Source organism: Mucilaginibacter sp. P4_A11 (genome assembly GCF_056402535.1).
Genome location: NZ_JBFUHE010000004.1, coordinates 60,041 through 80,786 on the forward strand (window position 1 = coordinate 60,041; position 20,746 = coordinate 80,786).

Annotated in this window: 10 protein-coding genes; 3 read left to right on the plus strand and 7 right to left on the minus strand. The window is 44.2% G+C overall.

Annotated features, from left to right (window positions below):
• Positions 1 to 219: 219 nt before the first annotated feature.
• The 3 genes from AC1DUD_RS09505 to AC1DUD_RS09515 all read left to right on the plus strand — a co-directional run bounded on the left by AC1DUD_RS09505 (position 220) and on the right by AC1DUD_RS09515 (position 4,667).
• Positions 220 to 2,586 carry an ABC transporter permease gene (locus AC1DUD_RS09505; RefSeq protein ID WP_477373961.1) on the plus strand — a complete coding sequence of 789 codons (2,367 nt, stop codon included), beginning with the start codon at positions 220 to 222 and terminating at the stop codon, positions 2,584 to 2,586.
• Positions 2,587 to 3,083: 497 nt separating this feature from the next.
• Positions 3,084 to 3,878: an alpha/beta fold hydrolase gene (locus AC1DUD_RS09510; RefSeq protein ID WP_477373963.1), complete on the plus strand. Its 795-nt coding sequence runs from the start codon at positions 3,084 to 3,086 to the stop codon at positions 3,876 to 3,878.
• 51 nt (positions 3,879 to 3,929) lie between these two features.
• Positions 3,930 to 4,667 carry an SDR family oxidoreductase gene (locus tag AC1DUD_RS09515; protein WP_477373965.1) on the plus strand — a complete coding sequence of 246 codons (738 nt, stop codon included), beginning with the start codon at positions 3,930 to 3,932 and terminating at the stop codon, positions 4,665 to 4,667.
• 550 nt (positions 4,668 to 5,217) lie between these two features.
• Here AC1DUD_RS09515 and AC1DUD_RS09520 read toward each other — a convergent pair.
• The 7 genes from AC1DUD_RS09520 to AC1DUD_RS09550 all read right to left on the minus strand — a co-directional run bounded on the left by AC1DUD_RS09520 (position 5,218) and on the right by AC1DUD_RS09550 (position 20,622).
• Positions 5,218 to 7,509, minus strand: a complete 2,292-nt coding sequence (locus AC1DUD_RS09520) for a glycoside hydrolase family 95 protein (protein ID WP_477373967.1) — start codon at positions 7,507 to 7,509, stop codon at positions 5,218 to 5,220.
• A gap of 435 nt (positions 7,510 to 7,944) precedes the next feature.
• The gene (locus AC1DUD_RS09525; RefSeq protein WP_477373969.1) at positions 7,945 to 9,624 is read right to left on the minus strand and encodes an endo-1,4-beta-xylanase; all 1,680 of its coding nucleotides are present in this window, start codon (positions 9,622 to 9,624) and stop codon (positions 7,945 to 7,947) included.
• Between the two features lie 27 nt (positions 9,625 to 9,651).
• Entirely contained in the window at positions 9,652 to 10,632 is a 981-nt protein-coding gene (locus AC1DUD_RS09530; protein ID WP_477373972.1) for a DUF5627 domain-containing protein, read from the minus strand.
• A gap of 43 nt (positions 10,633 to 10,675) precedes the next feature.
• Entirely contained in the window at positions 10,676 to 12,436 is a 1,761-nt protein-coding gene (locus AC1DUD_RS09535; protein ID WP_477373974.1) for a RagB/SusD family nutrient uptake outer membrane protein, read from the minus strand.
• Positions 12,437 to 12,456: 20 nt separating this feature from the next.
• Positions 12,457 to 15,480, minus strand: coding sequence for a SusC/RagA family TonB-linked outer membrane protein (locus tag AC1DUD_RS09540; RefSeq protein ID WP_477373976.1), 3,024 nt, complete (start codon positions 15,478 to 15,480; stop codon positions 12,457 to 12,459).
• Positions 15,481 to 15,521: 41 nt separating this feature from the next.
• Entirely contained in the window at positions 15,522 to 17,429 is a 1,908-nt protein-coding gene (locus tag AC1DUD_RS09545) for a RagB/SusD family nutrient uptake outer membrane protein (RefSeq protein WP_477373979.1), read from the minus strand.
• Between the two features lie 10 nt (positions 17,430 to 17,439).
• Complete coding sequence (locus AC1DUD_RS09550; protein ID WP_477373981.1) at positions 17,440 to 20,622, minus strand: SusC/RagA family TonB-linked outer membrane protein; 3,183 nt, start codon at positions 20,620 to 20,622, stop codon at positions 17,440 to 17,442.
• Between the last annotated feature and the right edge of the window lie 124 nt (positions 20,623 to 20,746).

Consider the following 20,746-nt stretch of genomic DNA (forward strand, 5'->3'; position numbering starts at 1 on the left):
TATAATATTTATGTATATCGTCAAATGAAGCTATGTAAATTATTAATAGATGACATGTGTTTAGCTGGAAAGATATTTCGGAATAAAGCGCATTTAATTGAACTATTTATTGGCGCGCCTTGCTAAAGTACCAGTTTCTGCTGCTGAATAAAAAAAGAAGAAAAGTGCTGCAACCTATTACGTAATATTGGCGTCTTATCCTTATCAAAGCCTGACCATATGCTGAAAAATTACTTAAAGATCACCTGGCGCAACCTTCTGCGGCAAAAAACATTCTCCCTGATCAATATCCTTGGACTGACTATCGGCATGGCCAGCGCCGCGCTGATCTTGCTTTGGATTAATAACGAGCTCAGCTTTGATCAATTCCATGAAAAGCGGGAAAGGCTTTATTCTGTTTATAACCGCTCAAAATTCGACGGAAAATTATGGAGCTGGGAAACTACCCCTAAAATCATGGGAAGGGTGATGAAAGAAGAATTGCCGCAAATGGAAAAAGTAGCCAGGGTTACCGATGCCAGTTTTTTATTTACCCTCGGCGACAAACACCTGACAGCATCGGGCGATTTTACCGACCCGGACTTTCTTTCCATGTTCAGTTTTCCATTGATCAGCGGAGACCGGAAAACCGCGTTGAGCGAAGTAAATAACATCGTGATCACTGAAAAATTTTCGAAGAAACTTTTCGGGGTGGAAAACGCAATAGGGAAAACGGTTAAAATAGATAGTAATTCCTATTTCAAAGTGACCGGGGTGATGAAGGACCTTCCGAATAATACCCGCTTTGATTTTGAATACCTGATGCCGTGGTCATACCTGAAAAAGATAGGTCAGGATGATGAATACTGGGGTAATAACTCCATTCAAACTTTTGTGCTTTTAAAGCCCGGCGTAACGGAAGCCCACGCTAATGCTGCCGTGCTGAACTTTACCAAAAATCATTCCGATACTAAAGATATTCAGCAGTTTTTGCACCCGGCAAGTAAATGGCATTTGTATTCTCATTTTGAGGATGGAAAAATAATCGGGGGGAAAATCGAACGGATCAGGGTATTTTCCCTGATTGCTGTGTTGATCCTCGTCATCGCTTGCATCAACTTCATGAATTTAAGTACGGCCAGAAGCGAAAAACGCGCGCGTGAGGTGGGGATCCGCAAAACCGTAGGCGCATTAAGGGGTTCGCTGATCTGGCAGTTTCTGGGCGAATCTGTCCTGATCGCTTTTATCGCGGGTATTTTCGCTATCGTGATCGTACAGCTCAGCATGTCCGGTTTCAACCAGCTTACCCAAAAGCAGTTATTTGTACCCTACAGCAACCCATACTTTTGGCTTATCGCGCTGGGCTTCATCATCATCACGGGTGTTATTTCGGGAAGCTACCCGGCTTTATACCTATCATCTTTTAAGCCTGTAGCTGTACTGAAGGGTACTTTCAAAGCAGCAAATGCCTTGGTTACACCCCGTAAATTATTGGTGGTTATCCAGTTTACGTTTGCAGTAGTGCTAATCATTTGCACCGTCATTATCCGCCAACAGTTACAATACGCCCAAGACAGGGATACCGGTTACAAGAAAGACAACCTGGTTTACACCTTTATGTCTGGCGAAATCGCGAAGCACTATCCATCCATCAGAAACGAATTACTTTCGAGCGGCGCGGCAACTTCTGTGTCCAAAACAAATTCCCCCATAACACAGCGATACAGCGATAGCTGGGGCTTCAACTGGCCAGGCTCATTGCCCAAGAACAAGGTTGATTTTATTATTTACAGTTCGGACGGCAGCCTGGTTAAAACCATGGGCCTTAAGCTCGTAGCCGGCAGGGACATCGACCCTGTGAATTACCCTACAGATTCAACCGCCATGCTGGTCAATGAGGCTTCAGTTAAGATCATGAACCTGAAAGACCCTGTTGGTAAATCGATCAGTCAGGGGGAGGGTAAAGACATGAAGACCTGGCATATTGTTGGTGTGATCAAGGATTTTATTATCAGCTCGCCTTACGAACCTGTTCAGCACATGCTTATCGAGGGACCCAGTTCCTGGTTCAATATCATCCATTATAAGCTTAATAATACCAACTCCACCAAAGAAAACCTTCGCCGGGCCGAAGCCATATTTAAGAAATATAACCCGGATTATCCGTTTGAGTATAGTTTTGTCGACCAGGAATATGCCAAGAAGTTCGGCGACGAACAACGGATCGGTACCCTGGCCAGTCTGTTTGCCGGGCTGACGATCATCATCTCCTGCCTCGGGCTTTTTGGCCTGGCCGCCTACATGGCACAGAACCGCATCAAAGAAATTGGTATAAGAAAAGTACTCGGTGCTTCGGTAGCCAGCGTAACCACATTGCTTTCTATAGACTTTCTGAGACTGGTCGTGATCTCCTTTTGCATCGCTTCACCTATCGCCTGGTATTTAATGTATCAATGGCTGAAGGGGTACAGCTACCGGATTACTATCAATATCTGGGTATTTGTAATCGCTGCGGCGCTTACCTTGCTCATATCTATTCTGACAGTAAGTTACCAGGCTATCAAAGCAGCGTTAACTAACCCGGTGAAAAGTTTGAAAGGGGAATAACGCATTCGTAACCGGAGCATTGCTTGTACACAGATGAAATTAGGTTGACTGTTATTTCCTGACAGGAACCTGATGATCTGAACTGGGGTTTTTATCCTAAAACCCCAGTTCAAAGTATAAAGATCTACGCGCCTCCGTTATCAACTACGGCATTACACTTATGAGGTCTTTCCAAACGATAGTGATCGCTGAGGAAAATGATGTATTAAGATGGGAAGGAGAGGCTTATGCCGGCTGCCCATAAAATTTTGTTTAAACGGAACAGAACAGGTCACATAGCCTTAAGCTACCCATAATAATTTTGAAAGAAACGCTGGCCGACAAGGTTAGCAGGTTGAATATCCGCTCATAAGCAGCCATAAAAGCGTTTTCATTTTACTGAATCCATCTACAAAACTTTTTTTCAGAGGTTTTTTCGATTTTAACCTGGGTTAAACTTATTGCTGCCGCATACCCCGATGTTTGTCATGTCCTAAACAATTAGGCATCAGACAAACATGAAAACAACAATAATAATGATGGTAATGAGTGTATTAGGTTTTACCGCTCAAGCCAAAACAACAACTAACAAAAATTCTAAAACCATTGTACTTGTTCACGGAGCATGGTCAGATGCTTCTTCATGGGACGCAGTGATACCTTTGTTAAAAGCCCAGGGCGAAGAAGTGATCAATGTTAACCTTGCAGGTCACGGAAAAGATACCACTTCATTTGCCGGTATCACATTTCAAACCTATGTTGACCAGGTAAAAGCTGCTATCGGCACCCGCATTAATGTAGTTTTGGTGGGACACAGTTTTGCCGGACTGGTGATCAGCCAGGTTGCCGAAGAAGTTCCCTCACAAATTAAAGAACTGATTTTTCTTGCAGCAGCGCTGCCGCATGACGGMGACAGCCTTTTATCACTCGCAAAAGGCGACCCWGCATCTCATATCGGYAAATCCCTTACCATCGACCAGCAGCACGGTGCAGCAATCATAGCCAAAGATGCCGCTGCCGATATCTTCGCAGCAGATGCACCTCAGCAAGTTCAGGAATATATCGCCGCTAACATTAAACCGGARCCACTGGCACCTCTTGCCACACCAGTGCACCTGACTGAAAAGAATTTCGGCAGCGTTAGAAAAGTCTATATCCACACCGTTAATGACCATGCCATCAGCTATCCTGCACAACAGTATATGGTAAAAGCAGGTAAAGTGGATAAAGTTTATACCCTGCAAAGCAGCCATACTCCATTCATTTCTATGCCGGACAAACTGGCTACCATCCTGATCGCCGAAAGCAAATAAGAATTCCCAAACATCAAACAATAACATTTTTAACTCATCAATTTAAATATCATGAATACTAATAACAACACAATCCTGATCACTGGCGGTGGTTCCGGTATTGGTCTGGAAACCGCCCGTAAATTTTCCGCGCTGGGTAATAAAGTGATTATCGCAGGCAGAAATATCGAAAAATTAAATGCTGCTGCAGGCAGTTTGGATAATGTTAGCGTGATCCAATGTGATCTCACTGTCGAAAGCGAACTGGATGCTTTGGTGCAGCAAGTGGAATCAAGCTACCCCGGGTTAAATGTATTGATCAACAACTCTGGCAGTGCGCATCAGTATTCTTTGAATGAAAACTCCAATGCTTATGATGGTGCCCGTAAGGAAATGGAGATCAATTATCTTGCTCCGCTACGATTAACTGAAAAGCTTTTACCAACCCTGAAGAAAAATGCAGCGTCTGCGGTAATTAACATCACATCAGTTGTCGCCATTGTTCCATGGGCTGTTATGCCTACTTATAGCGCCAGTAAGGCGGCCTTGCAGTCTTACACCAGGTTATTGAGATTATCCCTGTCAAAAACCAATGTTAAAGTATTTGAAGTATTGCCTCCGCTGGTGGACACTGAATTTTCAAAAAATATTCCTGTCGACAAGATGCCTCCTTCCGCAGTTGCTGACGCAATTGTCAGCGGTGTTGCTGAAGACAAATTTGAAATAAGAATAGGCTTTACTGATCATTTCTATAACATAAACAAAGAATCTCCCGAAAAAGCTTTTAACGCATTAAATGGCGTTGCGTAAAAAGCTACAGTCTGATAACAGCATGAGGCCGTATCATAAATACAAATGATACGGCCTCATTTTTTTGGCGAGCCATGAATAAAGGCTTTCGCATAATAGTCTCATGAGCTACATCGTATATGATTTTTAGCTGATGGTCTCTTCTTTAATAAAGCCACGCAGAAAACGGACTATACCAAAGAGATTATTCGAGGATTGAACAAGAACTGGTTATCTTAACCATGTCATAGATAACCTGGAACAGATTAGGGCAGAGATAGACACAATGCCATCCGAATTGAACGTATCCGGCCACTACTCTTCCTATCAGCTTGCCGAAGCAAACTACACTCTACCTCGCTCAACATGAGGTTTCAGGCTCCCTGTTCAGGCTGACCAACATAGAATCGAAAAACGAAAAAGACCTGTCCGTCGATAGCTAACTTAACTTTTTCAAATCCATTCCAAAGGCCATTTTTATCGCTATCCTGTCCTTTTACCGGTAAAAAAAGCAGATCGATATTACAACTACAATAAGATGCCTGAACTTTAACATATGATATTAAATTCCTTAAATAACTGCAATGAAATCATAAACCTGGCCGGCTTGTGTGCTGAAGCTATAACCTATATCCTGGCTGGTTCCCGCGTTTTTTGATAAAGCTGTTTTGCTTTTTAAAGCATTGGGTACACGTAATTTGCACGTACCTCCCGCTAATGATTTGATAGATAATTTAACGATTTTACCATCTTTCCATTCCATGTTGGTGATTTCAAAATCGCCGCGTGCCCGGAGACCTTGTACGCTGCCGGTTGCCCATTTGGAGGGTAATGCCGGCAATAACTGAATTTCATCTGTCTGGCTTTGGAGCAGCATTTCGGTAACACCCGCTGTATAACCAAAGTTGCCGTCTATCTGAAATGGCGGATGGGCACAGAAAAGATTGGCATATAAACCGCCGCCTTCGTTATAGTTTACGCCCGAGCCTCCAACCAGGGTTATAAAGTTGGTCAGTATTTTGTACGCATGGTTGCCATCCTGCAGGCGGGCCCAAAAATTCATTTTCCAGGCCATTGACCATCCTGTTGATACATCGCCACGGGCAAGCAGGCTTACTTTTGCAGCCTTGGCCAACTCAGGTGTTTTGATGGTGCTGATGCGTTTGCCGGGATGTAAGCCAAACAGGTTGGACGAATGGCGATGTGTATCTTTCGGATCGTCACGATCGGTTTCCCATTCCTGAAGCTGGCCCCATTTGCCAATTTTTGGCATCAGCAAATGTTCGCGCATATCGGCCACATGGTTACGGTAAGCCTGATCCATTCCTAAAATATCCGCAGCCTGGATATAGTTGGTAAACAGGTCGTAAATAATTTCCTGATCATAAGTTACCCCGTCTTCGGTAGGTCCATGCTCCGGCGACCAGCCCAGGGGAGAAACCAATGTTCCATCAGCACGGCGTTTTAAATGATCATCCCAAAATTCTACAACCTCTTTAATAACAGGATAACCAAAATTTTTCAGGTAATCCTTATCTTTTGTAAAGGCATAGTGTTCCCAGATTGCCTGCATATACCATGCGCTGCCCGGTGTGTTCCATAAAAAGCTGGATCCGCCAAAAATGTTATTCTCGGTTTTAACCGTCCAGCCGCGTACACCGGGATATTGCTTCCGGGTGCTTTCCGTCTTTACTTCACGCATGCTGTTGATATAATCGAGGTATGGGAAATGGCATTCAGAAAGATTAGTTGGCTCGGCCAGCCAGTAATTCATCTGGATATTGATGTTGGAGTGGTAATCACTTCGCCATGGCGGATCATTGCTTTCGTTCCACAAGCCTTGCAAATTAGCCGGCAAACCTCCCTTGCGTGAGGAGCTGATAAGCAGGTATCTACCATATTGAAATAACAAGGCCTCTAACTGCGGGTCCCCATCGGTTTTGTAATCGAGCAGTCGCTGATAAGTGGGCAGCAAACTTTTTTGAGCAGTTACATTGCCCAGGTTTAAAGACACGCGGCCAAACAAACCCTGATAATCTTTCAGGTGAGTGTTTAGCAGGTCCTGGTATGTCCTGGCAGATGCTAAGGATAATGATTGTTTTACTATTTCAGCAGGGTTACCGGCCCTCCAGCCATCACTCCTTTTGTTGCTGTAATTGGTAGCGGCAGAAAGTAAAATAGTAAACGCATTGGCTTTGGTAATATGCAGTTGTGAGCCACCCTTACCATCACTTTCTATAGTAACCGAACCGCCTTCGTTTTTTATCAAAGCAGTTGCGTTATAGCTTAACCCGTTATCCAGCTTACCGGTAATTTGTAAGGTGGCCCCCTTGGCGGTAACAACTGCGTTATGTGCAGACGCAAGTTTTACAACGCCGGAATAGGCTGCTTTTGAACCCGCAGTAAAATGCAGTACCATTATTTTGTCGGGGAAACTGCAAAAATACTCGCGTTTATATTTTACACCGTTATCGGTATAGGTTATTTGCTGAACTGCCTTGCTGAGGTCAAGTTGCCTTCGGTAGTCAGCCGGGGCTTTCCGCGAGGTATCCTGCCCATCAAAACTAACGTAAAGGTCGCCAAAGGCTTGGTAGGCACCTGTGTTGGTTTCGTCGCCTGTCCACAAACTAATTTCGTTGAATTGGATATGTTCCAGGGCTGTGCCGCCGAACACCATTCCGCCAATACGACCGTTACCCATGGGGTATGCTTCGGTCATCCATGTTTTGGCAGGTTTATCATCCCAGATAACCAAACCTGACTGATGCAGACCTGGGTTTGTATGGGCTGGTTGAGCTTTTACACCAAACGGATATACTAACGCCGCGCAGAGCAGCAAAAAGCAAAGTATTTTTCTTGCCATTTTTAAAAGAAGGTTTTTTCAGATAATTGGTTCAAACTGTCGTTTCGCTTCAATCAAGAGTAATAATATGCTGTTTGATCAAAGTTCTTTTACAAAAAGAATAAATAAATGTAAAATTTACGGTTCTGATTTTATCATGCTATTAAGCTTATTTGGCTTTTACAGATTAAGTATCATACCCTTAAGGTTTTGCAATGCAGCATCTGCCACCGGCAGGATTAAAGATTGACGAGCTTTGCTCTTCAGCCTGGTTCAGCCGCTCCGTCACAAACCGCTAAGCCCAGCCCCCCCGGTGCACTTAGCACTCCTCAAAAGATCTGTAAAAAGTAAAGCACTTTCTTTGAGTTGATTTTCGGAAGCAAACCACTATCGTTACACAAAAAAAGTCACAACACCTTTGAAATGCGCTGTGACTTTCCTGCTAGTTTACCCCAGTTATTTCTTTGTCAGTCCTTCCACTACTCCCATATACGCGGGTTTTCTGACAAAATCTTCCTTCCATAAACCAATCGGCTCTCCGGCGCGCCACATCGAGTTATCTGGGCTATCCAGCGGGCTCCAGAAAGTGATACCGTATTGTTGAGCTTTCGGAATTATCTCAAGGTATTGCTGTACAACGTATTTGTACATATCTCGCTGCTCGGCATAGTCATCCGCGGTTGCCTGGGCAGTCTTTTTTCCGGATAAGCCCATATCAAGCTCTGAGATTCTGATTAATTTACCGGTAGCCGCAAGCAATCTGAACATTTCAGCAACCTTCGCGCGGTCCGTTTTTGCATCGATATGCATCTGTGTGCCTATGCCGTTTACTTTGGCACCTTTGCTTTCAATGTAGGCTACATAAGCAATCAGCCCCTTGCATTTATCCAAATTGGACTCCAGGCCATAATCATTGATAAAATGAAGATCACCTGCATTACCGTAGGCTCTGGCTAATTGAAATGCTTTCACAGCATAATCTTTACCCATATAATCCTGCCAGTAAAACTCATCTGATGGTAAAGTACGGCCGGCACCTGTTTTTAATTCGGCTGGTTTGCCGTCATCCATCGGCTCATTAACCACATCCCAGGCTTTTACGTAATCTTTGGTCGCTGAAAGCATTCCTTTAATCCAACTCTCCATGGCATTGGTGATAAGGGTCTTCTTTTCTTCCGGACTCTTTTCAATCTCTGTTTGTCCTCCCTTTTCATTGTATTTCTTCAATTTTATATTGTCGAAATAATAATTTGTGGCCGTTTTGCCAAGGTTAAAAGCAATGGCACCACAGTCTGCCATGTCAGGAGTAACTGTTATTTGTTTCGTATAAGTAGTCCATGCCGGCGTTGACGAAAGCTGACCAAAAAAGTCCCAGTGCTTGTACTGAAAAGGTACGATATGAGCTTGCGTACCAAAGGAAGCATTGATATCGGAACGGATATTCATGCTCAATTCATATTGCTCCCCCACTTTCACAGCCGGAGAAAACTTCAGAAAAAACTGTGCTTCCCAGTCATTATCACGAGCCTTGGTATTGGTAAGTTTGATAGCCCGCCCCACGCCGTTAAATCCGCCGCCCGGAGCAGTAAATGAGGTCTCTAAATTTGTCATCAGGTAGTTAGACACGTCTGATGCTTCAAAATCAGCACCGGTCAACAGGTCCCAGGTGGGACCTCCCCCGCCGTTTGTGATAGTCGGGGCAATCAGTTTATTCAAATAGGCCGCATTTTGGTTGGCATGCCACACTAAAGTGTGGCCGTAAACGCTAATACCTGCCTGTTTAGCTGTGGCTATCAGATTCTGAACACTTTTCAGCGAAAGGTCACCGTTAGCCTGTACTACCGCGCCGTGTTTCATTTCGTAGCCAAGCGCTATTTCATCAAAATTGCTATTAATTAAACGGTACATCAGGCCTTTACTGACATAATCACCTAAAGACACGCCCGCCCCGAGTTTAAAACCAGGATTATTTTGTCTGTCCAGATAGGTTTTCAGAGGTTGGTAAGCATTAACCTGCTCCTGAGCCGCGACCGTAGCAGGCTTCTCAACCTGATAATCAAACACTTCATGCTTTGAACAGGAAGCTAAAAACGCAGCAAAGAATAGCGTTGAAGTTATTTTAAGAAGTTGTTTCATTGTTAACAATCTAAATAGGTTTGAAATTTATTTTGTCGGATTAAATGTTTCCATCTTAACCCCCCGGTCACGCAAGACAAGCGTATCGGTGCAAGCTATTTTCATCTCATTTGATTCAATTTGATAGTTCAGGTAAATCGCGTCACGATCCTGCGAGCCCCAACTATTTTTCTCCCCTCTTTTTGCAAACTTCCCTGAGCCGGAAGCCATAAAACCTGCTGCCCCGGCAGATACTGAACAATTGCCGTTTTCATCAAAAGTAAGCTGTAGCGGGAAGTCTTTGTTTAGGTTTCCGGCGCCCTTAAAAACCAGCGGCAACAGGGATTTTTTAAGCGAGATCGTGCTTAATGGTTTAACTTCATCTTTCTCTACATACTGGTTATGGCGGACAATAGTATTGGTTAATTCCGGGTGACCATCTTTGCCCTGAATAATGTCTTTTCCCCTTCGCAGATAATTACCTGTCCACATATTGATATACTTGATGGCGTATAGTGTAAATTTTTTCTCTTTTAAAATAGAATCGCCGTTACTGACATTAGTCATGCTGACAGGAATCACATAAGTTACTTTGGTGGCGAGGGGATCAGCGAAGTAGGCATCTGTAAGCTGAACTTCTACGCCACCCACGATCTTTCCTTTAGGAATGACGATTTTGTCGGAGGCAAGACGATAATAAGAAGCAGGCATGGACAAAACTTCGCCGTTATAATCAGGCGGATTAAACTGAAGGCCCTGAGTCAGGGAATTATCTACTTTAATCCCTATTGTGATATCTCTGGTATTTGAATAAACACCGCTGATTGTTGCCATGATCTGGCATTTGTGCTGGTTATCAAAATCCGTATTGTAAATATCCTCACCCAATGTAATGGTCCGGATTGGATATTGGTACGCGAAATAGACTGCCTGAACTTTATAGTCAGGAAAGACAACATCAGAATTTTTGCAGGAACCCAGTACTAACAACAAAACCACTGTAGCATAGGCATATATTAATCTTTTCATTTTTTAACTTTTAAATACGTGTTCGATTGAAAGTTTGCAGGTACTACCACCCGGCGTTTTGCTGTAGTGCATTATATTTTAAAATTTCACTGTAAGGAATCGGGCCATAGCTCATATAATCTTTGAAAGACCTGTTTTCCACAGTGATAGGCGAATAGATATTTTGAGCAATGCTTACACCTTTGGCAGCATCATTAAGATTTGCGGCCCACCTGCGCAGGTCCCAAAACCTGAAACCTTCAAAACAAAGTTCTAATCTCCTTTCATTACGTATCAAAGTACGCATGGCATTCTTGTCGCCCTTAACGGATTCAAGGTAGGCATCCCCATTATTTAACCCAATACCTGCGCGTTGACGAATCTTTTTGATAACGTCGTAAGCTGAGTAAGCATGTGTTCCGGCCGTCAGTGGCCCCGATGCCTCATTTGCGGCTTCAGCATAATCCAGATAAATTTCTGTGTACCGGATATGAGGCTTGTAATGTTTTTGATTAGTGATTGAACTTGAATTTCGATTCACGTCCTGCCTTAGCAATTTCCGCATGTAATACCCGGTCCGGGTGGAAGTCTCGACCTTGTTGAGCCCATCATTTGTATTTTTATCAGTTGCAGTATAGACAATTGAAGAAGAGGGGCCCGCAGAACTTCCGTTAACAACGATAAAGGTTGTCAACCGGGGATCACGGTTAACGTATGGCGATGCAGGATCGTAACCACTGGCTGCATTTGTAACCGGGTATCCGTTAATAGTAGGGAAAGCATCTACAAGGTTTTGGCTGGGGTTTAAACGCCCCTGGCCCGACAAGCTTGGAGGAAAATGATCAGCCTCCAGGTCACTATTTTGCGCAATACCTGCACGCCATAAGATCTCGGCGGGATTAGCTCCCGATCCGAGCCCATCAATCTGGTTACCACCACCTCCTGCGTACCAGGTAAGTCCATTGGGTGCCAGGCCGTTGAGTCCGCCGTTCAGATCGATCACCGCCGCCGCCGCATCTGCTGCCTTTTCCCAGGTTGTTGTCGACCCTTCGGCATACGCGGGGCTTGCCGCCATCAACGCTGCTTTAGCGCGGATTGCTTTAGCAATCCTGCCTGTCATCCGCTGACTGAATAACTTACCAAATACCCGGTTGTAAGTTTCCACAACCACACCTTTGTATTTTGCCGGAATTTCGGAAGCAGAGATGATGTCTTTATAATCAAGTGGCAACAATTCCTCGGCTTTATTCAGGTCGCCATAAATTTGCTGCATACAATCTTCAAATTTTGCGCGCGGCTGGTTAAAATTAGAATTCGAAGATTCCGGTTCGAGTAAAATCGGATAACCCAATATTCCACCATCGGTTTTGCCCGCATGTGCCTGCAACATGTAAAAGCTTAATAATGCCCGCAGGCCGTACGCTTCACCTTTTAAACGGTCATCAAACATCGTATTCAGGATAGGATTGTCCTTGTCGAACACAACTTTGTCGGCTTCTTTTAAAAACATATTAAGGTATTGGATGCCGGCCTTTGAATTGGTCCATTGGTCAAGCGGATTGAAATTAGCAGTCCATTGACCCGTGGCGATCTTCGAAAGCGCGCTATTTCTGTCATTACTTACCGCATCATCTGTAGCAACATCATTAAATGACCAAAAATTTGTCGGGATACGCGTATAGCCATTTAACACGAGGCCATGAGCGAAATTAGGCTCGTCGTAAATGTTTTCAAACTTGCCATTGTTCTGCGGGGCAGGTTCCACAAATTTCTTGCAACTGAATGTCACAAGACTTATTATTAATAGTATTGAAATTCTTTTCATGCTGTCCATTAATTAATTGCTTAAAATCCACCTTTGACACCCAGGTTGTAAAATCGGGTTTGCGGAGCCCCTCCTATCGTCATTTCCATCAGTTTCCGTTCTTTAGCAATGGTTAATAAATTAAATCCTGCCGCATAAATGCCGAGTGACTTAAGCACTTTCCATTTTATTATTTGCTCTGAAAAGTCATAGGAGATCTGCACCTTGGTCAGGTCTATCCGGTTATTGCTATAAAGCCAGAAATCTGAACTACGAAAGTTATTGTCACTGGTCAGCGTAGTCAGCCTGGGAAACGTCGCGGTGTTTTTTGTTTGTTCCGTCCAGCGATCGCGGACAACTGCCGAATATTTATCTTGTCCGTCTACCCAGAAATACGAACTATTTTTCATGCCTTTGGCGCCATACCGCCCTGTACCTAATACAAAAAATGTAAAATGCTTCCAACTTGCGGTAAAATTCAGTCCAAGAGTTAGCGGAGCACCGAACCAGCCGCCACGTCCGAGGGAAACTTCATCCTGGTTGTTTATAATGCCATCTCCGTTTATATCCTTGTATTTGATATCGCCCGCTTTAACCTGGCCAAAAGCGGGTTGAGGCAATCCATTCCCACTGTTGGCAGCTGCTGCTTCGGTGGCGTCTATGTAAAACCCGTCGTTTTTAAGACCCCATATTGCGTCAAGCGGTTTTCCCTGCCGATTTTGATAGACATCGGCAAAAAACTCGGCACGTTTAGTGGCCTTAGTGTTGTAGTAGGTTGCGGTTGCCCCCAGAGACCAATCAACGCTGCCGGAACGTTGGTGTAAATTCAAGCCCAAATCGAAACCTGTCCTTCTGTCGCCGTCGAAATTCACAAACGGGATGAAAGAAGAATTAAAGACAGAAAAATAATTGGGGAACAATGTTGTACTTTGAATTGCATTATCAACAAGGTCGCTTCTAAAAATATTCGCCGAGAATGAGACCATGTTTTTAAACAATGCACCATCGAGCCCTACTGACAGCTCTTTTCTTTTTGCGAAAGTGAACCCATTGTTACTGCCTCGGCGGGAATCGGTTGTCTGCGCAAGTGTTCCGTCGTTCCAGCCGTAATAAGATCCTTGCTGAGTATAAATACTCTGATAGAGGAAATAATCCGGAACATCCAGGTCAGTGTAGATGATGCCGCCTGATGCGGTAAGCTTAAGGTCGTTGATGAAAGCTATTTTCTTTAAGAATGGTTCTTCGCTTATCCTCCAACCGATAGAAGCAGTAGGTGAAAAACCATACGCCTTGTCATTCGAAAATTTGGGTGAATAAACCATCGCCCCTGTAAAATCCAGATAATATTTTTGCCTGAAATTATAGCCCAACTGCAACCCTGAATTTGAATTTGTTACATTTTGATAAATAGCGGATTGAGACTGGCGGAACGCCGCCGCCATCAAAACGGCTGAAACATTATGCTGCCCGGCAATGCTGGTCTTATAGTTAAATTGTCCGGAAAAGGATATAGTTTGCCTGTACCAGCTATCAGAAACATTTTGTATCCCTGACTTCGTATCGCGGCCGAAAGGAGTCAGGGAGCCTATAACATCCGTTCCGTTGTAAGTTGTCCAATTGGGCTGATAAACGGTATAGCCATTGCTGTAGCTCTGATTGTAGCTGCTGCGGTAGTCTACTCCCAGGGAGGTGCTGAAGGTTAAACCTTTCAGTATACTTTTTAAATCTGCGTCTACACCTGTAGTAAACTGAAACTGCCTGCTTACAAAATTATTTGAACCGCCGGCGTAAATTGCAGCAAAAGGATTCGTCTGATCCAGTTGCGTTCCGCCAAGCAAGTACTTACCGTCAATGATATTTGAGCTGGCACCAGCGATCAACTGTGAAGGTTCATCAGACTTTTCGATCAAGTCCAACGGAATAAGCGGTGCAAAGCGATAGGGTCTTAAATTAGCGGCGCTTCCCCAATAATCAGTGTTAACCCCTCTGCCGCTATAAAATACCGCACTGGCATCAACCCGCGCTTTTAATACGCTGGTCAAATTCATATCGATATTTCCGCGAATATTAACCCGATCGCTTGAATTGTTATTCTTCGCCGCGCCAAAATTAAGTAGTGAGCCCGCAGACCAGTAGCCAAAATTTGTATAATAACGCGCACGGTCATTACCGCCAGATATTTCAGCTGTACCATCGTACCTTGTAAAGCTACTTTTCAGATATTCTTTAGAATAATAATCTACATTCGGGTACCTGTAAGGATTTCTGCCGGAGGCATGATTGTAGATGGTTTCGTTAGAATATAATGGATCGAGGCCATCATTATGACGAGCTTCATTGTAAAGCGTCATGTACTCAGCAGATCCCAGGTATTCAGGGTAGCTTTTTGGAACATTTACCCCGGCATTTACGCGAACGTTTATCTTTTGGCCATCACCACTTCCTCGTTTTGTTGAAATCAAAACTACGCCTTTAGCTCCGCGGCTTCCATAAAGAGCAACGGCCGACGCACTTTTTAAAAAAGTGATCTGATCAATTTCCGAAGGCATGATGTTATCCACCTCACGCGGAACCCCGTCAATCAAAACGAGATAGCTGTTATTACCCCAAATATTGCCGTTATAACCTGCAACAAACGCTTCCATCCCGTCAAACCCATACGTTGTAAAGTTTTTCTCAAAAATCGGCTTATAATCAACTGTAGAAACACCTCCTAAAAGGTCTTTCTCCTGAACTTTCCGAAACGCCACCTGTACATATTTCTGTTCTCTCAGCAGGCTAACGACTTTTAAGGTATCTGAAGTAACGCGGGTGACCGTGATATACCCGTTCGCCGAAATTGTTAGCAAGCTCCCTGATGGTGCCATTAAGTTAAAGGCACCTTTGTCATTTGTTGCCGTTTCGACGTTTTTTTCATTTTTGACCCTCGCCTCCTGAACAGGTTCGCCGTTCTGCCCGCGGACTACGGCGGTTATATTTATTTGGACGGCTTCCTGGCCCCTGGCTACGCACGCAATCAGCGTAAACAGAACACATAGTACCGTCCCAATCTTTGAATATTTCATTTCCAATGTTTTTAATTTTTGTTTTATAAAAGCAAGGATTATTACCACCCCGGATTTTGTTTAAACTCAGGATACATGTTCACATCCGCCCGTTTCAATGGAAGCCAGTAATGCTTATCAGTAAACGACCGTTGAAGAATTGTACGTTCGCGAATGTTAAGCACCCGGTTTTCTTTCGGATCCACAGCTGGGTTCAGCGGAGATGCCCGGTCGAATTCAATTGATGTTTTTAGGGTGTAAGGGAGGTTAATCAACATTAACCACCGGCGCAGGTCGGTAAAGCGGTGTCCCTCAAATGAAAGTTCAACGGCGCGTTCTCTTCTTACTTCTTTCATAAACTCATCGGCTGATCCCAGAAATTTAGCTGCAACATGATCAACACCCGCCCTGTCACGAATGATATTGATGGCATCTACCGCGGTTTTGGAATAGCCCGGATCTTTTCCGGTTGCCGTGTTAAATCCGGCAGTACACGCCTCAGCATACATCAGGTATACATCTGCCAGGCGCATGTACGGCACCTTAATATTCAGGTTCTGACCATAAGCATAACCCTGATCGAACTTGTTTGACGTAATTGGGGTGAATTTATACAACAAATAACCGGTTCTGCTGGCTACCCGTTCATCACGGGAACTACCACCAGTATATAGGTTTGCATACCGGTAGTAATCCGCTACACCACCCGGCAAGGTTCCTTTAACCAGTTTCACACCGTCAAAAGCTATATCATTATAAAAACGGGGATCCCGGTTTTTCCATGGATACTGTGGGTCATAGCCGGATTCCGGGTCGGCCTGCGCGATATTCTTAATTGGCAAACCATTTTTCATTCCATAATAATTAACATAGTTAGCTGTTGGAGTGAATACCACATTACCTTCTTCAATGACCGGCCCCGGCGTATATTGCTTAGCTGTACCGTAGGTTGAACCATGTGCATCCCAGTAAGGGCCTCTGAATATGGCCTCAGCGCCGTCATCTCCGCTTCCGCCCGGGATTTGCCAGTTTTGGCCAAAAGTGTAGAAATTGGTATAGTAGCGGTTGAAGGGTAACAGCTTATATGGAGCCTGGCCGCTTTCACAATATTTTAGCAATTCAGCGAATGCGGCAGCGGCCTTTTTACACAATTCAGGATCATACGTTCGGTTCCCGGTAGATTCGTAATTCATGAGCGGGCTTCCGGCCCATAAATAGTTTTTCCCCAAATAGCCTAAAGCCATGATTTTATTGATCCGGAGCTGGTTTTTCCCCGGTGTTTTGGATCCGGGGCCGGTATTATCCCAGTTTAATGGCAATAGGTCGGCAGCTTCCCTCAGATCTTTTGCAGCCAGTTCGGCACACTGCTGGTATTTTAGGCGTGGATTCCTCAGGTCCTGGTCGGCTGGTAATACTTTATCAATATAAGGCAGGCCACCAAAATACTGCATCAATTGAAAATGGAACCAACCTCTGAAAAACAACAACTGCCCCTTGATAAGATTTCGTTCCTCATCGGTTGCATTAGTCATAAGGTTCATATTTTCAAGGCCAAGATTCGCCTTTCTTATACCATACCACGCAAGCGGCCATAAACCTTTTGAGAAACGATCATTATTTGTGTTGGCATTGTTTGCATCCATCCAGCCTGCTCCCCAGCCGTCAAATTCTCGTTGCCAACCCCAGAAATCGCCATTATCAACTTTATTTATAAAATGGAAATTAAGCGCGGTTGATACAATTTCATCTTCTCCCCAATTCCAGCTATTGGTCCAATAGCGGTTCGTAAAATCCGGGATACAATTGTATAGTTCTTCCGTATATCCCTGAAAATTAGTAAAATCTTTGAAGGCTGTTTTTTCTGAAACAATTGAATCAGGACTTCTGTCCAGGTATTTTTTACAGGAAGGGGTTACAGTGACTAACAAAACCACTCCCACTAACATGTAGAATTTTATTTTTCTTTTCATAACGATCTTTTTAGAAAGTGATATTCGCACCGATGTTGTAGCGCTTGACGGTTGGATAAGCTCCCTGTGAAGCCCAGCCCTGCCCTCCGGCACTCTGATAATTGGCTTCCCTGTCATCAGGCATCTTACTCCAAACAGCCAAATTATTACCGTTTATATACAGGCGGATTGTTGACATTCCAGCCCTTTTCACCCAGGGTTGGTTAAACGTATAGGCGATTTCTGCATTTTTTAACCTCACATAGGAGGCATCATACAGATAACGGGTGCCGTCCTGATAACCGCTTGGTGTTGATGCCCAGCGTGGCATCGGAACATCAGGATTGGTATTTGTTTTTGACCAATAGGTTCCTTCGTCAAAGGCAACGGTATTTTGCCCGCTAAATGATGAAAGAACAACGAGGCGCGAAACATTATTGACGCCATAGAATTGAGCGAAAACACTAAAATTCTTCCAGTCAAAACCAATGGTGGCATTATAAGTATTTTGCGGGTTGCCGGTATGGCCGTAGGGTACATTGTCGCTTGCGTTTATTACGCCGTCAGCGTTATAATCCAGGATATGATAATTTCCGGGAAGTTTTTGATTGTCATTATCACCATGAGGGGTACTGCCATACAATTCATCCCAGGTGTTATAATAACCGGCGCTTACATAGGAGTAATTTTGAAAAACCTGCTTTCCGATACTCTTTTGATAGTCAGGCAGAAGTTCCGGAATATCGGCCACAATAACTTTATTTTGCGTGTGCGTAAAATTGATGTTAGACCATAGGCGAAAATCTGGGTTCAGGAATTTACTGAACCGCAATTCAACTTCATATCCACTTGCATCTACCCTTCCCTTATTAGCAGTTGGCGCATTTGCACCAAAATAGGAAGGAATTGCCCGGCTACCGCCAGAACTCAGGATATCAGTTCTTCGATCCCTGAAAACATCAACACTTCCGGTAACCACATCTCCAAAAAATCCGTAGTCCACACCAATATTGGCCTTTCTCACTTTCTCCCATCTAACATTCGGATTACCTACACTTGTTTGCCTGTACCAGGTATAGTTACTTGGTTCCGCCGGTATTCCGGAGGTTCCAAGCGGTGTATTTCCGCCGAAACTCCACTCCGATAGATAGGCGAAACGGGGGGAACCGCTATCATCACCGATTGTGCCGTATGAGCCACGCAACTTTAGCATGCTGATAAACTTTAGCGGCTTCAAAAATTTCTCTTCGGATAACATCCAGCTCGCACCCGCTGATGAGAAAAAGGCAAAACGATAGGCAGGTGCAAATTTCTCTGTCCCTGTATATGCCCCATTATATTCAAAATTATATTTGCCGTTATAACTATAGGTTGTTCTGAACACCCATTCTTCACGATAAGAAGGTATTACGCTTCCCTGGGCAGTTTGGTCTCTGTTCCAAAGTCCCATAGCGGTAACATCCTGCCTCTTACCGATCTTGGTTGCATAGTTAAGCTGTACCTGCGAAAACATACGCCGTTGTGTTGCACCATTATCAACAGCCCCGCTACTGGCAAGCCAGCGTTCGCTGTCCTGGAATCCAAATTGTGTACTGGGATCTTTATCGATGGAGTAGCTTACAAGACCGGTTTGCGGATCGACATATTTTCTTTGAACGGGATTGTTGATATCGTTAATCCCCCTGCTGTTTTCGATAAAGGTATTGTCGACCGATAATGTGCCTTTTACACTCAAACCTTTTAATAATTTACTAAGGTCCTGCTCAAGTATAAAATCGGTTGTGATCCTCGAAGTAGTTAAATACTCCTGGCCGCTTGTTGCCAATAGCATCGCGGAATTAGTTCCCATACCTGAATTTGGCGCATAATAACCCCACGATCCGTCCGCGTATTGCGGGATAAACAAGTTAGGAGCTGTATAATAGGCAGCGCCCCATGTGTTATATTCATTGATCGTTATCCAGGGGCGTTTCCGGACCGCCCTTGATCCCGCGATATTTGCGTGGAACACGGTAGATGGGGTGATTTGAAAATCGAGGTTGCTGCGAAGGTTCAGGCGTTGAAAACCATAGCCGGCCGTATATCCACGGCCACTCTTGAAAGTTTTGAAAAGATCGCCTTCAGTCTGGTAATCCGCACTTGTAAAATATTTGACCGATTTCGTTCCTCCGGTTATATTCAGGTTCACATTATATGACATCGCATAGTCCTTGAACAGCGTATTTACCCAGTCGACATTCGGGTATCGTTCCCGCTCAGTTTCATTTGCCGGAAACCTATATTTGTTAATAATGTCCTGCGGCATATAATCGTTCCAGGCCGACGGCCTTAGTGCCAGTTCATTTTCGATTGCCCGGTTCCTGAGCTCGAACATGTCATAAGAATCATACTTTGATGGCAGTTTTGATACGGCCTTCATTACTGAATTTGCGGAAGCCCGGATCTCAGCTTTTCCTTCTTTCCCCCGCTTTGTGGTAATGAGAATAACACCATTAGCGCCCCTTACGCCGAATACAGAAGTAGCAGATGCATCCTTCAGCACGGATACGGATGCTACCGAGGCTATGTCTACATTGGTCATTGACCGTTCAACTCCATCTACAAGCACAAGTGGACTCGCATTATTCCAGGTGCTTCTTGCACGGATCAAAATTTGCGGATCTTCTTCGCCCGGCAATCCGGTGCTTGCGGTTGTGATCACGCCCGGCAGGTTGCCTGTTAAAGCTGCACCCAGGCTGGATACTCCCCCTGTACGCTCCAGCGTCTTACTGTCAGTTTGTACTATTGCACCAACTACGCTCTGTTTTCGCTGTTTTCCGTAGGCAACGTTTACAATGACTTCGCTTAACTGTGCTACATTATCTTTCAAAGTAACTGTGACAAAATCCCTGTCCTTTACTTCTACTTCCTGCGTGACCATCCCAACAAAATTGACCAGCAATATTTGTGAATTGCCGCTGATCCTTATGGCAAATTCGCCTTTGCTGTTGGTTTGTGTTCCTGTAGTGGTTCCTTTTATCCGAACGGTTGCCCCTACGACCGTATTTTTCTGCTGATCAAATACCTGCCCTTTAACAATTCGTGATTGCTGGCTAAATGCAATATTTGACAAAAACACCAGTGCCAAAACAGACAGACAAAACAACCTGACTCTGCGGCTACCGCGTTCAGCCCTTAAATTACTGCTATGCAATTCTTTATATGTTCTCATCATGAATATTTTTCGGTGACAGCATACCATTACAAGCCTTCTTTATGGCTTTTAAATTTATATTGGTGAAATAATCTGGAAACGCTATCCCTTGACATAAGAATGATGCGTGTATTGGTTTCTTCAT